This is a genomic window from Pseudomonas sp. JY-Q (genome assembly GCF_001655295.1).
In the GTDB taxonomy this organism is placed as follows: Bacteria; Pseudomonadota; Gammaproteobacteria; order Pseudomonadales; family Pseudomonadaceae; genus Aquipseudomonas; species Aquipseudomonas alloputida.
This window is the reverse complement of the sequence record NZ_CP011525.1, coordinates 3,239,004-3,254,589: the sequence shown is the minus strand read 5'-3', so window position 1 is coordinate 3,254,589 and position 15,586 is coordinate 3,239,004. Positions and strand designations below refer to the sequence as shown.

Here is a 15,586-nt window from a genome sequence, read left to right as displayed (position 1 = left end):
AATCGGCAGGGTGGGTCAGTTTTCAATCAGCGCCGACACTCTCACCTCAAACGGACGGTTCTGGTCTGCAGGAACGATTTCGGTAATCGAGCGTTTGGAGGCCGGCTGTTTTGGTTCGCGCAGAGGAGGAAGCTGGCTGTTGTGGCTTGGGAAGAAGCGGAGGTAGTCAGCAGCTGCCTTGAGTGCTTCTTCTTCATTTTGAGCCAGGTAGTCGCCGAGCCCGCTCATGGCGCAGTGCATGCGAGCACCGCCCATTTGCTCTTCGGTTACCTTTTCGCCGATTGCCGCTTCAGCCAGGCGCGGAGAGCCCAGGTAAGCAGTTGCCTGTTTGTCGACCATGATGACCAGGTCGCACAATGCTGGCACATAGGCAGATCCGGCAGGTGATGGGCCGAACATGACGCAGAGCTGGGGCACTACACCCGAGATTTGCACCTGCGTGTAGAAAATGTTGCCCCATGCAATCCGCCCGAGGTAGCAGTCAAATTGGCTGTCGATACGAGCGCCAGCACTGTCCACCAGGTAGATGATTGGCATCTTGGCATCGACAGGAAGGGTTCAGTGCGATTCGAGCGAGCAGAATTAACCTTCAGGCTAATGCTTAGCAGGCTAAGCATCGGTATAGTCAGCGCATCCCCGATTAGCGAAGTGGTTAACTCGTGTCTGCACATCACTCTTTGGCTAAAGCTCGCTTGCTTGTTTCCCTGGCCATTTTGAGCGCGCTCGTAGGCAGTACAGCCCCATCCCCCTTGTACGGTCTTTATCAAGCGAACCTGCATTTTTCGTCGACAACCCTGACCTCGCTTTTTGCCGTTTACGCCATCGGCGTCTTGCTGGCATTGGCAGTCCTGGGAAGGCTTTCCGACCGCTTGGAGGATCGCCGCTGTGTCTTGGTACCGGCACTGTTTGCCGTGGCGGCTGGGTCATTGGTATTCGCATTTTCGACGGAGCTTGATGGGCTCTTCCTGGGACGCTTTTTGGCCGGCGTAGGTACGGGTGCACTTACCGGCAGCGCCAATGCGGCGCTGGTTGGTTTTGATGCTCAAGACCGCAAGCGGCATGCAGCGGTATTGGCCACCGTTTCCTTCACGTCCGGCGCAGCCTTGGGGCCGGTTCTGAGCTCAGCTGCCATCGCCGTTGATTTTTACCCTACGCTCAGTCCCTTTGTACTTAACGCTTGCCTGGCCATATTGACTGCAATTGGCTTATGTCGCGTGCAGTGGAGCGGGGAGGTTGTGCATCACATTCCCAAAGCAAGCGACGGCAGAGTGCGCTTGACCCTTGACGAACAAATGCGAGGTAGCTGGCGGGCGTTCACTCGGATCTCATTGATCCTGGTGGTCGCCTGGTCAGTTGGATCGGTTTTCGTCGCATTAGGGCCTTCGATGATCATCAGCACGCTGACGGAGGTCTCAGCGCACAGTCATGCCTCGGCGGGTTTACTTGTTACCGCGTTCCAGGCGACAGCGGGGATAACGCAATTCTTCTGCCGACGCGTCAGGCCTGAACTCGCCATGGGCAGTGGTGGGGCGTTGATATGCGCGGCCTGGGTGGGGTGCCTGGTCGCCTTGTACGTACATCAGCCATCAATCTTCGTACTCTTTACTGTCCTCGCAGGGGTGGGATATGGCGCGACGTTCGTGGGCGCAATGGGTGTTTTCACATCGCTTGCTCCTGGTACTCACAGAGCTGCTTTGGGATCGCTTTTCTATCTCGCAGGATATTTGGGGAGTGCGATCGGCATCATCGGTATGGGCGCGTTGGTGGATGCCTTAGGTATGGAGAACGCCTCAGCGGTAATGCTGGGGGTAGTCGCCATGTCGCTGGGGTATCTGTTATTGGGCAAGGACAGGGTGGTAGTGCCTAAGGAGTAGCGCGCTGCGGCCCGCCAAGGCAATGCCGCTGAGGCAGGTAAACCTCACATCGAAAATTCGGTGTCCGGGCGCTTGCAAGGCAGCAGCAGGGGCTGTGTATTTCTGTACAATTTCACCATTAGGGTGCGTAAATTCCACCCCTTTCAGCTCAGGGCTCCATAATGGCGGTTAACACGTTTGACGGAATCAGGGAGTTTGTCACCTCAGCTCAAACGCTCAGTTTTACTGCGGCAGCGCTGGAGCTTGGCGTGACCAGCTCTGCAGTAGGTAAAAGTGTTACTCGCCTTGAGGCCCGACTCGGTGTGAAGCTTCTGCATCGCACGACTCGGCGTCTTATATTGACGAGTGAAGGAGAGGCATTTCTCGCCAGTTGCCTTCGGGCCATTGACGAGCTGGCAGAATCGGAAAGTTTCCTTACCACCGGCCAGCAGGAGCCCGTTGGTCGGCTGCGTGTAGACCTACCGGCTGCGTTTGGCCGGCGGCACATTTTACCGACACTGATTGATCTTTCGGTTCGATATCACAAGCTTGATCTGTCAGTGAGCTTTAGTGAGCGGCTTGTCGATATCATCAATGATGGGGTCGACCTGGTGGTAAGGATTGGAACGCTCAAGGATGACGGGGAGATTGTCGCGCGAAAGCTCGGTAGCCAGAGCTTGCTGATTTGCGCCACACCCAATTACCTTGAGCGGCGCGGTGTCCCGCAGACCCGAGAAGATTTACTGTCTCACGATTGTATAGTCGGTTGGCGAAACGGCACTCGAAAAACCTGGATGCTGCTGGATGATAAAGGGCATGTCAGCGAGCAAGAGGTATGCGTGAAGCACGAGATGGGTGATGGAGAGATGTTGTTGGAGATGACACTTGCGGGGGGAGGGCTGGCGCAACTTCCAACCTGGCTCGTTCACGATCAGATCGAGCAAGGCCTCTTGATTCCTGTCCTTCAGCAGTATGAGGGGGCTGAAATGCCAATCCATGTCATCTGGCCGCGTACACGCTACATTCAGCCCAAGGTACGGATGATCGTCGATGCGCTCCTCGAGCTCGCTCAACGGGACTCGAAAATTTTCCGTCCTGACAGATGAAGCGTGACTTTCTATATGAAAAAGGCGACCCACGTTGAGGTCGCCTTTTTGTTCGCAGCGTGCTTGTTGGCCGACGCATGCCACCACCGCCAGGGACTGGGCTCAGGCAGGTTCAGCGCGCAGATGCTCTTCAGGCTGGGTTGTAGAATGGATAATCGACATATCCTTTTTCGCCACTGTTGCCGTAGAACGTCTCACGGTCAGGGGTGGCAAGGGGCCAGCCATTCTTCATGCGCTCAACTAGATCAGGGTTGGCGATGAAGGGGCGGCCAAAGGCGATTAAGTCGAGCTCGCCCGCCTCCAGAGCGGCTTCAGCGGATTCGCGATCAAACCCTCCCGCCGCAATGAGCGTGCCTCGGTACGATGCTCTGAATTGCTTGGCGAATCCTTGAGGCATCCGTTCCGCACCGATGGTCAGTTGGTCGCTCAAATGCACATACGCGATGTTTCGCTTTTGCAGTTCGGCCGCAACCGTTACCCATGTCTCGGCTTCATCTTCAAATGGCGCCATGTCGAAAAGCCGTCCGAAAGGGGAGATACGTACGCCCACTTTCTCTCGGCCAATTGCTGCCGCGACTGCATCGATGGTTTCGAGGAGAAGCCTGATTCGATTTTGGATCGAGCCTCCATACTCATCAGTACGGTCGTTCACAGTTGGATTGATGAACTGCTCGAATAAGTATCCATTGGCGCCATGGATTTCAATACCGTCGAATCCTGCTTCCATCGCCCTGCATGCAGCACGGACGAAATCGCCTTTGATGTCAGCAATTTCAGGGACGGTCAGGGCGCGCGGCTTACTGGCCTGGATCGGGCCAGGCTGATGGTTTTCATCGTAGGCGTACGCGTTGGAGTTAGCTGCCAGCTTGGCGCTCGAAGAGACAGGCGCTTCACCGTTGGGTTGCAAGCTGGTGTGTGATACACGGCCCACATGCCACAACTGGGCGAAAATGCAGCCCTGCTTCTGGTGAACGGCTGCGTTGACCCTTTTCCATCCTTCGACTTGTTCTTGCGTATACAACCCGGGGTTGAACAGGTATCCCCGCCCTTGCACCGAAACGGGTACACCTTCGGTGATGATCAGTCCGGCACCAGCGCGTTGCTGGTAGTACAGCACAGTCAGGTCATCGGGAACTGTCGTTTCAGCGCGTGCGCGCGTCATGGGGGCCATGACCACGCGATTCTTCAACGTGAGGCCTGACAAGAAGTAGGGCGTAAAAAGTATGCTCATTAGGATCTCTCTAGGGCGCGCTGTGATGGGCTGATCATGGAAATATACGCGTATTGCCTCTGCTGATAACCGTTGATTGATTCCAGGCATTGCGGAACTCGGTTCCATAATAATGCGTTGTGCCGAGCGTTAGTCAGCGGTACTCTCAGGTACATGTTCCTAGCGCACCATCGCGTAGTGCCGATATTTTAAAGCTTTCATGCCGCCGCATGAGGGAGATTTGATTGTCTACTGAGAATTATGATTTTGACCCGGCGCGCCTGCGGTGCCTTGATCTCAATAAGTTAGTCGTCTTTGTTGCCGTTCACCGGGCGAGGAGTGCAAGTGCTGCCGCAAGGATGCTTGGTGTCACTCAGCCCGCCATCAGTAACACGCTTAGTGACTTGAGATTGTTTTTTGGTGATGAACTTTTTGTCAGGCGGGGGAATAGACTTCATGCTACGACACAGGCAAACGCCATCGCTGCAATTTTAGAGCGCTCGCTACATTTGCTTGAGGAAACCTTTAACAGGTTTGCGCTGTAGTTCTTTAGTTGCAGGCTCCCATAGTGGGTTTCGATTATGAGCGAGTCGCTATAATGCGCTGTGTGAGTTGGTGCTTACTTTGTGAATGTGGAGAAAAACCAATTCAGAAAGTGAATCGCTAGGCTAGATTTTTGCAATGGTTGCGCGTGGCTGATCACGGTATTTTGGGCGAATGACGCCTTGCCGATGACGAGATTACATGAGAGTCACACTCACAACCCCACATGATCTTGCCTTTGCCGACCTGAGCCTTGATCTCCCGAAACGTGAGGCTATCTGCAAAAACAAGCGGATAGTGGTGAAGAGCACTTCTTTCAGGCTACTCACGCTTCTGGTCAGCAATGGGGATCATATCGTTAGCCGCGAAAGTATATTCAAGGGCGTCTGGGGCTTCCATTTTGACCCGGGCACCAAGCGTATTGAGGTGCAACTTTATTACCTGCGTAAGGTGTTGCGTTTACTGGACTCAACGACCGTCATTGAGACACACCGTGGTAAAGGTCTTAGGCTGTACGAGGTCGCAAAGTAAAGGTGGGCCCGTCCGTTGTCACTTGGGAGGCCCAAACCAACTCTGAAGTGAAGCTCTTCAAGGCCATCGTCGATTCTCTCGTGAGGCAAGCGGAACAGACAATCGCGTACCGCCGGCAAGACCGTGCTAGCCCACCTGTCACCATGGGGGGCTGAGCGCCGCATCCGTGGCGTAAGCAGGTCATGACGGCTTGGAAAGGGGCAGGGTGGAATTTCTATCCCTAACCTAGCGATTGAGAGTGATCGTGGCCCTCCTGCGAGGGCGGATCGTTTGCTCTGTACCGTATCTGCCGAAGACTGACGGTTAGGTCTCTCCTGGTTTAACTACCTGAGCCACCTAAGCGCCAGAGGGGTCAATTCGGCGTCAGTACCCATGCTGGGCTTTGATTGCTAGGTGGCCAAAAGAGACGCGTGAGTCCACATGGCGCAGCGCAGACTTCATATCCTTCCACCCGACATAACCCATTAGTGCCTTGATGTCCCAGCCATTCGCCGATGCCCAGGTCGCAAAACCCCGGCGCATCGAGTGGCTAGTGTAAAGGGCCTTCGGCAGGCCCGCTTCTTTGAAGACTCGTCATGCCACTGGCAATTGACCTCAATTGGAAGCTGAAGGTCAGCGCAGGCGAACGCGAGGTCCACTCGTTTAGACTTGGGCATGTCGGCCTCTGTAAGCTCCCAGATACCGAACTGCTCCAGCTCTCGGCTGATGAGCATGGCAAAGCGGTCTCTGCAGATGTTCTCAATGTAGGGCACACCGTTGTCGCTCCAGAAATGCTTATCCGATTTGGCCTCCAGTAAACGTAACGGGGGTTTGCGGGAATTTGACCGGAGGTATGTGGGATTGGACACTGACCCTGGCTCCCTTACATAGCACATGATTTAACATAATACGCATTATGCATAACTGCGTATTAGTCACCGGTACCGCTGGGTGGGCAGATTTAAAGCCAGGTACATGACAGCTCAGGCGCCTTTCCAGCTGTGACAGTACACGGAGTACACGGAAGCATTTCTGACCCCAATTTCGGAAGTAAATCGGCCTAAGCCCATTTTCAACCATATTCTGATCCCATTTACTGATCAGGTTGACTGCGCATCTGCTAGACCTTTTTCTCAATTCTGTCCATTGATGCCATGGGTGCAATCTTGCTTCTCGGCGCGGTTCTCCTCGCATTTGGAGATTTCTTTACGTTCCAAGTGCGCATGTACGACCTCAATGGTGCTAGGCAGAGCCTCATCAGTCCAAGTGGACTTGCGGTGTTAAGCTCCGATTATTTATCGATGAAACCACAGCGTCGGCGGGCTCACCGTTTTTCTGACCAAAGGTCGAAATCAGAGAAAAGAATTAACATTTACCTCAGTGCCTCAAGAAGAAATTAAGGCGCTACGGCGCCGGTCTAAAATAGCCGCCAGCGCGGATCCAATTCCCAATAACTGCATCATGCAAGTGCAGCTGATTGAGACCAGCTGACGCTGAGGCGTCCACGCCAGTCCGTTGATTGCGATTTAGACACTTCAAACGCCAAGAGCTCTCGATAACGCAAACGGGGAGCCTGCGAGAATATAGGCTTACGATACTGAATCATTGGAGTGATGCCTGGATTGGTTGCACCCATACGCGATAAACGCCAAACTCCCCTTCTTTTTCTACTTGCTTAACTCCAACTCAACTAAATGAATATTTAGTTGAGTTACTTCAACTATCTTGATGGTCGGCGCCCTTCGACCGTTTACCCTTCCGCTCAAAGTGATCAGGGTCAAGCAAAACTATGACCTGTCGGGGCGAGACAGAATGTTGCTTCGCTAAACTATCTAACTCAGCCAAGAAGCGCACCATGCTTGCTACCCTGGGTTCCTCTAGCTCTGCGCAAGCCTCTGCGTATTGCTGACCGATGGCACTGTTAATTTCGAAGAGGCGCGCGACGCTCTCGACATCGAAGAAGCCCTCTTTGACAAGCCCTTCCAGTGCTCTGTTGCGCTTACTCGACATCGACATTGACCCAGCCTCTCACCCGGAAAGGTTTTTCAGAGCTGTGTGATGCCTGCACGTCTTTGAGCCCCAAGATGTACCGAAGCTTCAACACAGTCTCAAGGCTCACGGATTTTTGATCCACATCACCTCTGGCAAGCAAGAGCGCTATGACCTCCTCCGCACTGAGCCGGTATTTCCTCATCAGCTTGGTTAGCTTCAATGAGAAATCGGAATCTGGCGTCTTCTCCCTTTCCTGAAGGACACTAATCTCTTGCTCCAGCTCGCTTATGCGCTGTTGAGCGAGGCGTATGGCCTCATGGCGGTTTGGGGCGTTCATAAGGCCTCGGCTCCACGGTCTCATTCTCGAATTGTAGCGTACGGAGCGGTCAACCTTTGCCGCCTGTCTGATCTGATGCCGTCACGATAGGTAAGATTAATCACCTAGATTGGAATCGACTGTCATCATCTCAAAATCGGTAACAGTCGGCGCACAATCGTTATTGATATGCATAGACCCGCGGTTTCGGCGAGATAGCTGATATTTTAGGCTTATTAATGAACCGCATATGATCGATAAGAATCGAGTTTCCGGCATTATCAGCTGTTTATTGAGAAGAATCGTCTCTACGATGATTGGCATTTATTGACGGCTAGCCATCGCCAATAGCAGCATGGCGCCATAGATTTATGCACTCTACCCGCACTGGCCTTCGCCAGGCTTACCACGACGCTGGCAATATATCCTTACCCTTTTCCCAAGGAGGATGGCCCGGCTCGAATTAGACAATCACCACACACGTGAGACCAATCAGCTCCGGCGCGCCCAATCGAGCGACCTCGAAGAAGGCCGAATCGGCGTCGTTAAGAGCATAAATTGACCCTAAGTAAAATTCTCCGACCATTCGAAAGGCTTTTAGATGCGGTGCCTCGCCCTGCTCTGCTTCGTCGTGTAGGCATTCCTTGCAGGCTGATTCTACTGACCCGACGGAGAATCCCATTCCGACGATAGCGACATGATGGTAAATTGCCACCGACGTGAGGATTGGTAGCCGAAGGAGCGCTTTGTGAGGAATGATCTGGTTGTAGCCTGCTTGGCTCTATCTCTTACCGGATGTGGAGATGGAGGCGAATCCTACAGAAAGCAGGCGGAGAGTCTTCGCGGAGACGTCAAATCTCTTCAGACACAGATTGCAGCTGCAAACAGCAGGATCAGCCAGCTCGAACAGGAAAATAAGACTCTCAAAGAGACACCGGCAGTGTTCTTAGCCCAGGTAAGAAAAGCTGTGGATGCCGGGGACGAGACAACCGCGAAGGCAGCCTTGGCATCGTTAACATCCCGCTACGCCGACTCCGCTGAAGCCGCGATCGGAAATGGCCTTTTGCAAAAAATGGTCAAGGATCGCGAAGCTAAGGAACAAGAAGAGCGCCGACTGGCGGCCCTTGGGATGAAAGCGATCCCGGTCAAAGGCTCGTTCACCGCGGACGACAGCGCCGTCTCGCTTCAGTCTGCTCAAGTGGCCGGCCAATGGAGCTTCAACGACCACGGTGACGAGTATGAGTACCGATCAGCTGAGCGCGGCTCTCGGTACATCACTGCGAAGGTGACCTACTCATCCAAGAGCAAAGATCCCCGCCTGGCCCCTCTGATCGTTTACGCATCAAACGGTGGTGAGCTTAAGCGGCTTGGTGTCATGGGCTTTGAGTTCGTTAGCTGGAGCAGCTATGCGACCTTCCTGGGTAACTACCACGACGACGCTAACGACTTTGCTCACAGAGCAAGCATCCGTTTCTCTATGGGGCTCCAAGTCCCGAACGAGGCAATCACTAAGCCGCTGTACATCGTAGCTTCCTCCTCAGGTTGCGCTGATCGTAGCTCGGATCGATTCGGTAACCCACCGGTAAGCTACTTGACCTACAGCTGTGACCAAGCTGCTCCCGCTGTGCTCCGGGCAAGTGATTTCAAAGAAGGCCGGTTCGGCATCGTTAAGCGCATCGATTGATTCTGAGGTAGGACTCTCATTCCATGAAAAAGGCTTTAATCGCAGCGGGCATCGCCCTGCTCTGTTTGGTCGTTTACACCCAGATCGCTATCTTCGCAGTACCGCCTATTGGAGCGGTACCCGAAGGGCGGACAGTCATCATGCTTCGCCTCAACAAGACGAATTTCATCGATAGCGCTGATGCGATGTGCGTTCGTATCCAGGGCTACGTCAACCTGCTTTGCCGTGGCATGACGATGGGAGCTGTAGTGAACGCTACCACCATCATTGCGCGTCTGCCCTACTCCGAAACCATCTACAAGATCAGTACTGGTGGGAACACCTACGATCGATAGTCCTACGGAGCACGTCATGTCGCCGGCGTAGATTACCCGCTAACCCTGTCCTGTGTATCAAACGAAGCTCTTGCGGGGGCTGTGCAGATCGGCCGGGACATGCTGCCGTTCGAATTAGGGTCACGGTTTATTTCTCAAGTCTTAACTGGTTTCGGATTGAGCAGTTCGAGAACCGCGTGGCATAGCTCTGGTTCCCCTAAATCAGCAATCAAGTCGTCTTGCGCTACTTCTTTCAGGCCTTTGCTAATCCAAGAAATTGAAGAATGTCCCCTCGGCAGCAGGCTTTCAATAGCATGGATAGCCTCGTCGGTGCTCTCTAGCTCACGCCAAAGCAGTAGCAATACTAGTGCTCGACGTTGCGGGTTGGTAGCCAGGCCTCGAGCGAGTTGGATGCGTTCATCAGGCGTCAATCGCACCGCTGCGGCTATGGTCAGCAATGGAGCAACGGTATAAGGCACTGTCAAAAGCACGTCGGTGCTGAGGCTCCGGATTATAGCTATATCTAGTTGCAGGCACTTCGCGACCAGTGCCCGGGCTGCCGCACGTCTCAGTTGAATGCGACCTGGCTTAATGGCAAGTTCGGCCAGCCACCTCTGAAGGGGCGTGCCTCCAAAAGCTGCGATGGTGCAGAGCAATTCTAGTCTGACCGCCCTGTCGCTGCTCTCAAGCGCGATTGCCTGTAGCTCCTGCAAAACATCATGCCCAATTGAGTCCATGTTTGCGATAGCCTCAGCGGCCAAACGAGCAATCGGAAAATAGTCGTCCTCTCCATAATGTCGGGAGAACGTTGACCACTGATCCTTCACAAGATGCAACAAGGCTGGCAAATGTTCTTGATGAGGTTTAGAAAGCAGTGCAGTTGCCAGCGCTCTTCGCACCGGGCTACCAGTCTTGCTCATCAATGATAGCAACTCGTCCGGTAGTGGTGCGGATATTTCCTCTGCCCTGGCAGTCAAGGCTTTTGCAACTACATGAGCAAATTTATGACTTAGAGCTGCCTGGATAATGCCACTCATCCCCAGGCATACAGCAGCGCTAATAGCTTCAATGCAAAGTGCTTTGTCGTCGGAATGAGATAAGATCCATTCGATATCCTCGCCGACAATGTCAGAAAAAACTTTATGCATTCGGATACGTAGCATGCGAATACTCACGCTTGATGCGCTAACATTTCTCAGCAGATTACTTGATGCTTTCGATAATGATGGTGGGGTATCCTTCCGGAAGGAAGACGCTGCGTAATATAATTCTTTGTAAAGAGGATCAAGATTTTCAATGGCTGCTGAAGCATCAATATTGCGATCGTCATTGTCAAACTTCTGTGTATCGGCAAGGTCAATCATAAGCTCAATGATCCGCTCATGATTCCCATCATTTTTCAAGCTATTTACAGCTTGAACTAATGAGTCAGGTGTGTGCTTGAGTAAGCAGGCTGATGCTGAGTGCCGAACCGATGAAAAACATGAACCCTCTCGTATTCTGCATAAAAGTTTTTGTTCAAAATCATTGCGCCAATGGGATTGAATCACGCCCCAAAAAGTTTCTTCGTGCTCACTCCCTGAGACGCACGCGAACGCACCCAGCAGTTCATCGCTAGACGGTGTCACTGCATCAGTTTCAATGCTCAAAGACCGCAACCAGTGCGGGCGGAGAAAGTTTTCATGTCGATGGTTTACCAAGAAACGCCACCCATGTTTCTTTCGGGCAGCATCTACATAGCCTTCTAGGAACTCCCAAGCTGTGTAACCATCATCATTTTGCGCTAAGTGTTCAGCATAGTCTGAGTTATAGACCTCGTTGATAAGAGTGATACGGTTCTCATCCGCTTCCTTTTGCTGCGCATCCGTTAGTGTACACGCCTCAACTGCGGCATCAACGATAGGCTCAAAGCCCTCAAGATCGCGTAGAGCGCCAGCTAGAACCACGTCGCTCGAAGAGGCCACCCCATATCTGACCATGGTCGCAGCCGTGTCTAGGTAAGCGCTGGTGAGGTTTGTGGCGATTCGATCAAGGTCATCTAAAAGGGATACGTGGTAATAAATACTATCGTGAGGAAGAGCATCCGCAATAAAACGTCTTGCAAGGGCAGCTACTGCAGGATCTTTTCCTAGGCGAGCGTACCATTGCTCGTCATGGTCAGGGCGCTCCCAAACATCAAAGCCTATGAACGATGAATCTGGTCGATTGAGTAGGTAGCGACTCAGTTCAGCAACGTTGGAATCAGGTGATCCAGCTGCGGCTGCAAGCCTCATATACTCCTTTAGTAGACAGCCGTCATCATTGAGACGCGCTGCCAACCATGCATCAATTCTGGGTGCAGCTTTAGGGAATCTCCGAACAAGCCTTCAGTTATGCGAGAATCCCCGCAACACCTGATCCGAGCCGCCCATGAGCCAGATGAGCTTTTCCGACTTTGAGTACGCCGGCAAGCGCAAGCAAACCCGCCGAGAGCGCTTCCTCGCCGAAATGGATCAGGTGGTGCCCTGGGCAGGCCTGCTGGAGCTGATCGAACCGTTCTACCCCAAGGCCGGCGGCGGTAGAAAACCCTATCCTCTGGAAACCATGCTGCGCATCCATCTGTTGCAGAACTGGTTCTCCCTGAGCGACCCGGCCATGGAAGAAGCGCTCTACGAAATCACGCCCATGCGCCAGTTCGCACGCCTGACGCTGAGCGCGCCAATCCCCGAAGACACCACGATCATGAACTTCCGGCACTTGCTGGAGAAGCATCAGCTCGCACCGGCAATCCTTGCGGTCATCAATGGTTATCTGCAGGAAAAAGGCCTGTCGCTGCGCCAAGGCACCATCGTCGATGCCACCATTATTCATGCCCCCAGCTCGACCAAAAATAAAGAAGGCAAGCGTGATCCCGAGATGCACCAGACCAAGAAAGGCGGTCAGTATTTCTTCGGGATGAAGGCGCACATCGGTGCCGATGTCGAGTCCGGCCTGGTGCATCACGTCCATGGCACCGCTGCCAATGTGGCCGATGTCACGCAGGTGGCTGAACTGCTGCATGGCGAAGAAAACGCCGTGTATGCAGATGCCGGTTACACCGGTGTCGAAAGGCGCGAAGAGCATGAAAATCGGGGGGTGATCTGGCAGATTGCAGCGCGTCGCAGCACCTATTCCAAGCTGAACCAGCGCAGCGTACTGTACAAAGCCAAGCGCAAGATCGAGTTCTGCAAGGCTCAGACACGGGCCAAGGTCGAGCATCCGTTTCGCGTGATCAAGCGGCAGTTTGGTTACGTGAAAATACGTTTTCGTGGGCTGATGAAAAACACGGCTCAGTTGACCACGCTGTTCGCCCTGGCAAACCTGTGGAGGGTTCGAAAACAGCTCATGGGTATGGGTGAGGTTCGCGTTTAACACGGAGAACCGGTCGAAAAAGCTCTCCGTACATGATTTTTCGGTCACTTTTCGTCCAATGACGCTGTAGGTGCCTGGAAAATTGCAACTTGCCGCGGCTGCACGACAAGTTGATCGGAGCATCCTTAGGTATGGTTTTAAGAGAAATTTCGGGGATTTCGCTGCATGCGGAGATGAGGCGTGTAGCGAACTCTACACCGAGATTGTTGTGCTGCCCGTCTTGCTCGATTAATATCTCAATGAATGCACGTAGCGCTCTTCGGGCTGGAACGTTTCCTCGCTTCAAAGCAGTTTCGATCCCCGCTTCAACCCGTGGGTGATAAAACGTCACATAGCCGTCGTTGTTACGAAGGTTGCGCGCGGCAACGAAGAAATCCACTAAAGGTGAGGTTCCATTTCTAAGTGCGCTGACTCTCTCTGCGAGATCGAGATCTAGATCGCGCAGTACCTGTACAGAGAGCTGATAATTAACCTTCAAAATGCCCCATATGATGGCGGCAGCGCAGAACTCATCCCTTGCCTCGATCTGCTGAACGACAGTCGATTCGATGGAGTTTTCTATTGCTTTTTCGATCGCATCATGGATAAAGCTGTGACCTCTGGAAGATTTTGTGCAGTCTGAAGCTCGAAGCGCATCGAAAAATTTTTCGATCTCGAGTGGCGCCCCCAGTTGCTTGAGTACTTGGTCTTCCGCAGCAGCTGCGTGCATCTGTGTAGAGCGAGGAAGAGTCTTAATTCTCGTCCGATAAAGCTTTCGTCGCTCGGCTTTGCCGTAGTGCTCAGCCTCGAGTGGGATGACCCAACCTTCGACGGATTTCAGCCCGCCAGAGGCTGAAGCGATGTCCCGGCGACTTGTTGCAATGAAGAGACGGTCTGCTCTTGCGGAACTGAGGAGTATTGAAAACTCGTCATTCCATTGGCGGCTAGATGAGTTCAAATCGTAGCGACCCCACGGATCCTCGATATCATAAATAACTGGAGGAGCAGTCTGATCATCTCGTACCTGCTGCGGGCCCTTACGTATCGAGACTCGGGTTAGCCCAGGTATTTCGCGCCGTAGATCGTCATAGAGTTTAGCTGTAGCGAATGTCTTACCAGTTCCTGACTGACCCACGATGATAGCGGCATGCTTAGGCCCTAACATTGCCTCGCGCAGATCCTGCCAGTTTTTAGGTAGGACATAATTCTCGAGCTCTGGGGAGCTCGCGAGAAAACCATCATACCTCCTGATGATCTGAGCAAGCTCTTCGCGGTGCCAGCGCCCTTCCCCCGCTCGGCGAATACGCAGCCGAGCCTCCTCCCTGAGAGTTTCTAAGCAACTTGTCCAACGTGAGTAGGGAACTCCAAACCGTTCGATCAAAAGCCGCTTGAGCTCCAATACTAAGCGCTCTTCGTCCATGCCCCCGATGATAGCAACTCGGCCCGCTGCGTCCTTCGGCAGCTCATCCACCAATTTAGCTGGCATCGCGCTTTTCCTGGGCCAACTGCCTGCGTGCTTGACGGCTAGCACTTTGGCTGAGCTATTCAACGCTGCGCTTGTAATCAAAAGGTATCGAATTTTGGGATTGCTCAGCCTTGCCGCAGCTGAAGGTCGAGTAGGGCTGCCGTGATTGAGGAGACGGCTGACTCCTTTCATCGTCCAGGCATCTCCGGAACGAAGTTTTGCCTGGACTACCAGTGTGTAATCATCCATGCCAGCCAGGGTTGACACTCGGCCAGGCTCATCGTCGAGTAGCTGCGCTTCAATATCCTCTTCACTAGCCGGCTCCAGTTCGATAGTCTGAGTTAGACCAGAACTCAACATTACGTCCAGCGCCAGCCAGATAGAGACGTCAGCTTGGTAGTCGTATCCAGCTAGAGAATGAGCACCAGAGCCAGCTTTACTTTGCTCATCCTCTTCTGATGGTAAAGAGGCCTGGGTGTCGTCCGACTTTGTCATACTGAATTTTCTTCCGTCCTGGCTCAGATGTGGATGCAGATACTACCCGAAAGAGACCGAATTTTGACGAGGTCGTGCATGCTTCCTAGCAATGCCTACGAAGGTAGCCGGCCTCTACGATCCCGAAAGTGCCGACGGGCGCAATAGGTCTCAGGGCATTTCGCGAGTACGTGAAGCCAGATAGGGTCTCGCAGTTGTACCGTTGACTACTAGCGATCTCCCTAACTGGGGAGTCACAATAAATGCATAGCGTCCTATCGAAAACCCCACTACTATCGCAGCTCAAGTCTATCCAGATTGGAGAAACGGGAAGATGTGGTCTTTGGCTATTCAGCAGTCAGGGCAACTTCATGTCGCTTAAGACTTCATTCGCGAATGTACTCCGTGCCCTTCGGAGCAAGCGACATATCAGCCAGCGAGACTTCGCCGACACTACCAGCCGTACCTACCTCTCGAAGCTTGAGCTCGCTAAGTCCAGCATCACTCTTGACAAGCTGGATCAAATTAGTCGGCGCCTGGATCTAAGCCCTCTCACGCTCCTTACCCTGACCTTAAGTGAGGAAACACATTCCTCAGTAGCTGAACTGATCACCCAGATGCGCAGAGAGATGGTCGAGCTTCAGGAAGGCGGAGGGTTGCAGGGCCTAGCAGCGAAAATTTTTGACCTGACTGATCCCCCTACTCCCTCATAACCTTCTCTAGTTCGGATTTCACCAGCTAGTAACGCTC

The 15,586-nt window shown here is 53.2% G+C and carries 14 protein-coding genes; 8 read left to right on the top strand and 6 right to left on the bottom strand.

Annotated elements, in window-relative coordinates; translation table 11 throughout:
• Window positions 1-15 precede the first annotated feature (15 nt).
• Window positions 16-537 carry a carboxyl transferase domain-containing protein gene (locus tag AA098_RS14810; RefSeq protein ID WP_256544644.1) on the bottom strand — a complete coding sequence of 174 codons (522 nt, stop codon included), beginning with the start codon at window positions 535-537 and terminating at the stop codon, window positions 16-18.
• A 122-nt stretch (window positions 538-659) separates the two neighbouring features.
• On the opposite strand from AA098_RS14810, the gene AA098_RS14805 reads away from it, so the two are divergent.
• Together AA098_RS14805 and AA098_RS14800 are read left to right on the top strand one after the other, a co-directional pair.
• The gene (locus tag AA098_RS14805; RefSeq protein ID WP_082916903.1) at window positions 660-1,874 is read left to right on the top strand and encodes an MFS transporter; all 1,215 of its coding nucleotides are present in this window, start codon (window positions 660-662) and stop codon (window positions 1,872-1,874) included.
• A 161-nt stretch (window positions 1,875-2,035) separates the two neighbouring features.
• A complete protein-coding gene (locus AA098_RS14800; protein WP_064614580.1) occupies window positions 2,036-2,959 on the top strand; it encodes a LysR family transcriptional regulator in 924 nt (307 codons plus the stop codon).
• A gap of 130 nt (window positions 2,960-3,089) precedes the next feature.
• Here AA098_RS14800 and AA098_RS14795 read toward each other — a convergent pair whose 3' ends face one another.
• Window positions 3,090-4,190: an alkene reductase gene (locus AA098_RS14795; RefSeq protein ID WP_064614578.1), complete on the bottom strand. Its 1,101-nt coding sequence runs from the start codon at window positions 4,188-4,190 to the stop codon at window positions 3,090-3,092.
• Between the two features lie 224 nt (window positions 4,191-4,414).
• Here AA098_RS14795 and AA098_RS28520 point away from each other — a divergent pair, with 224 nt between their 5' ends.
• Together AA098_RS28520 and AA098_RS14785 are read left to right on the top strand one after the other, a co-directional pair.
• The gene (locus tag AA098_RS28520; RefSeq protein ID WP_080756684.1) at window positions 4,415-4,714 is read left to right on the top strand and encodes a LysR family transcriptional regulator; all 300 of its coding nucleotides are present in this window, start codon (window positions 4,415-4,417) and stop codon (window positions 4,712-4,714) included.
• A gap of 199 nt (window positions 4,715-4,913) precedes the next feature.
• The gene (locus AA098_RS14785; RefSeq protein ID WP_064614574.1) at window positions 4,914-5,243 is read left to right on the top strand and encodes a winged helix-turn-helix domain-containing protein; all 330 of its coding nucleotides are present in this window, start codon (window positions 4,914-4,916) and stop codon (window positions 5,241-5,243) included.
• A 363-nt stretch (window positions 5,244-5,606) separates the two neighbouring features.
• Here AA098_RS14785 and AA098_RS28515 read toward each other — a convergent pair whose 3' ends face one another.
• Both AA098_RS28515 and AA098_RS14770 read right to left on the bottom strand, forming a co-directional pair.
• Window positions 5,607-5,795 carry a hypothetical protein gene (locus tag AA098_RS28515; protein ID WP_256545455.1) on the bottom strand — a complete coding sequence of 63 codons (189 nt, stop codon included), beginning with the start codon at window positions 5,793-5,795 and terminating at the stop codon, window positions 5,607-5,609.
• A 1,426-nt stretch (window positions 5,796-7,221) separates the two neighbouring features.
• Window positions 7,222-7,551: a hypothetical protein gene (locus AA098_RS14770; protein ID WP_064614568.1), complete on the bottom strand. Its 330-nt coding sequence runs from the start codon at window positions 7,549-7,551 to the stop codon at window positions 7,222-7,224.
• Window positions 7,552-8,278: 727 nt separating this feature from the next.
• On the opposite strand from AA098_RS14770, the gene AA098_RS14765 reads away from it, so the two are divergent.
• Complete coding sequence (locus AA098_RS14765) at window positions 8,279-9,214, top strand: PspA/IM30 family protein (RefSeq protein WP_064614566.1); 936 nt, start codon at window positions 8,279-8,281, stop codon at window positions 9,212-9,214.
• Window positions 9,215-9,237: 23 nt separating this feature from the next.
• Window positions 9,238-9,549 (top strand): hypothetical protein, encoded by a 312-nt coding sequence (locus AA098_RS14760; protein WP_064614564.1) that lies wholly within the window; start codon window positions 9,238-9,240, stop codon window positions 9,547-9,549.
• A gap of 134 nt (window positions 9,550-9,683) precedes the next feature.
• Here the strand turns inward: AA098_RS14760 and AA098_RS29245 are convergent, their stop codons facing one another.
• Window positions 9,684-11,801, bottom strand: coding sequence for a HEAT repeat domain-containing protein (locus AA098_RS29245; RefSeq protein WP_156747525.1), 2,118 nt, complete (start codon window positions 11,799-11,801; stop codon window positions 9,684-9,686).
• Window positions 11,802-11,937: 136 nt separating this feature from the next.
• On the opposite strand from AA098_RS29245, the gene AA098_RS14750 reads away from it, so the two are divergent.
• On the top strand, window positions 11,938-12,918 hold the full coding sequence (locus AA098_RS14750) for an IS5-like element ISPa41 family transposase (RefSeq protein ID WP_003117291.1): 981 nt from the start codon (window positions 11,938-11,940) through the stop codon (window positions 12,916-12,918).
• On the opposite strand, the gene AA098_RS14745 is transcribed toward AA098_RS14750, so the two are convergent.
• On the bottom strand, window positions 12,890-14,857 hold the full coding sequence (locus AA098_RS14745) for a hypothetical protein (RefSeq protein WP_064614559.1): 1,968 nt from the start codon (window positions 14,855-14,857) through the stop codon (window positions 12,890-12,892). The genes AA098_RS14750 and AA098_RS14745 overlap by 29 nt on opposite strands.
• A gap of 242 nt (window positions 14,858-15,099) precedes the next feature.
• Between AA098_RS14745 and AA098_RS14740 the strand changes: the two genes are divergently transcribed.
• Window positions 15,100-15,549 carry a helix-turn-helix domain-containing protein gene (locus tag AA098_RS14740; RefSeq protein ID WP_371914691.1) on the top strand — a complete coding sequence of 150 codons (450 nt, stop codon included), beginning with the start codon at window positions 15,100-15,102 and terminating at the stop codon, window positions 15,547-15,549.
• The last annotated feature ends 37 nt before the right edge of the window (window positions 15,550-15,586 follow it).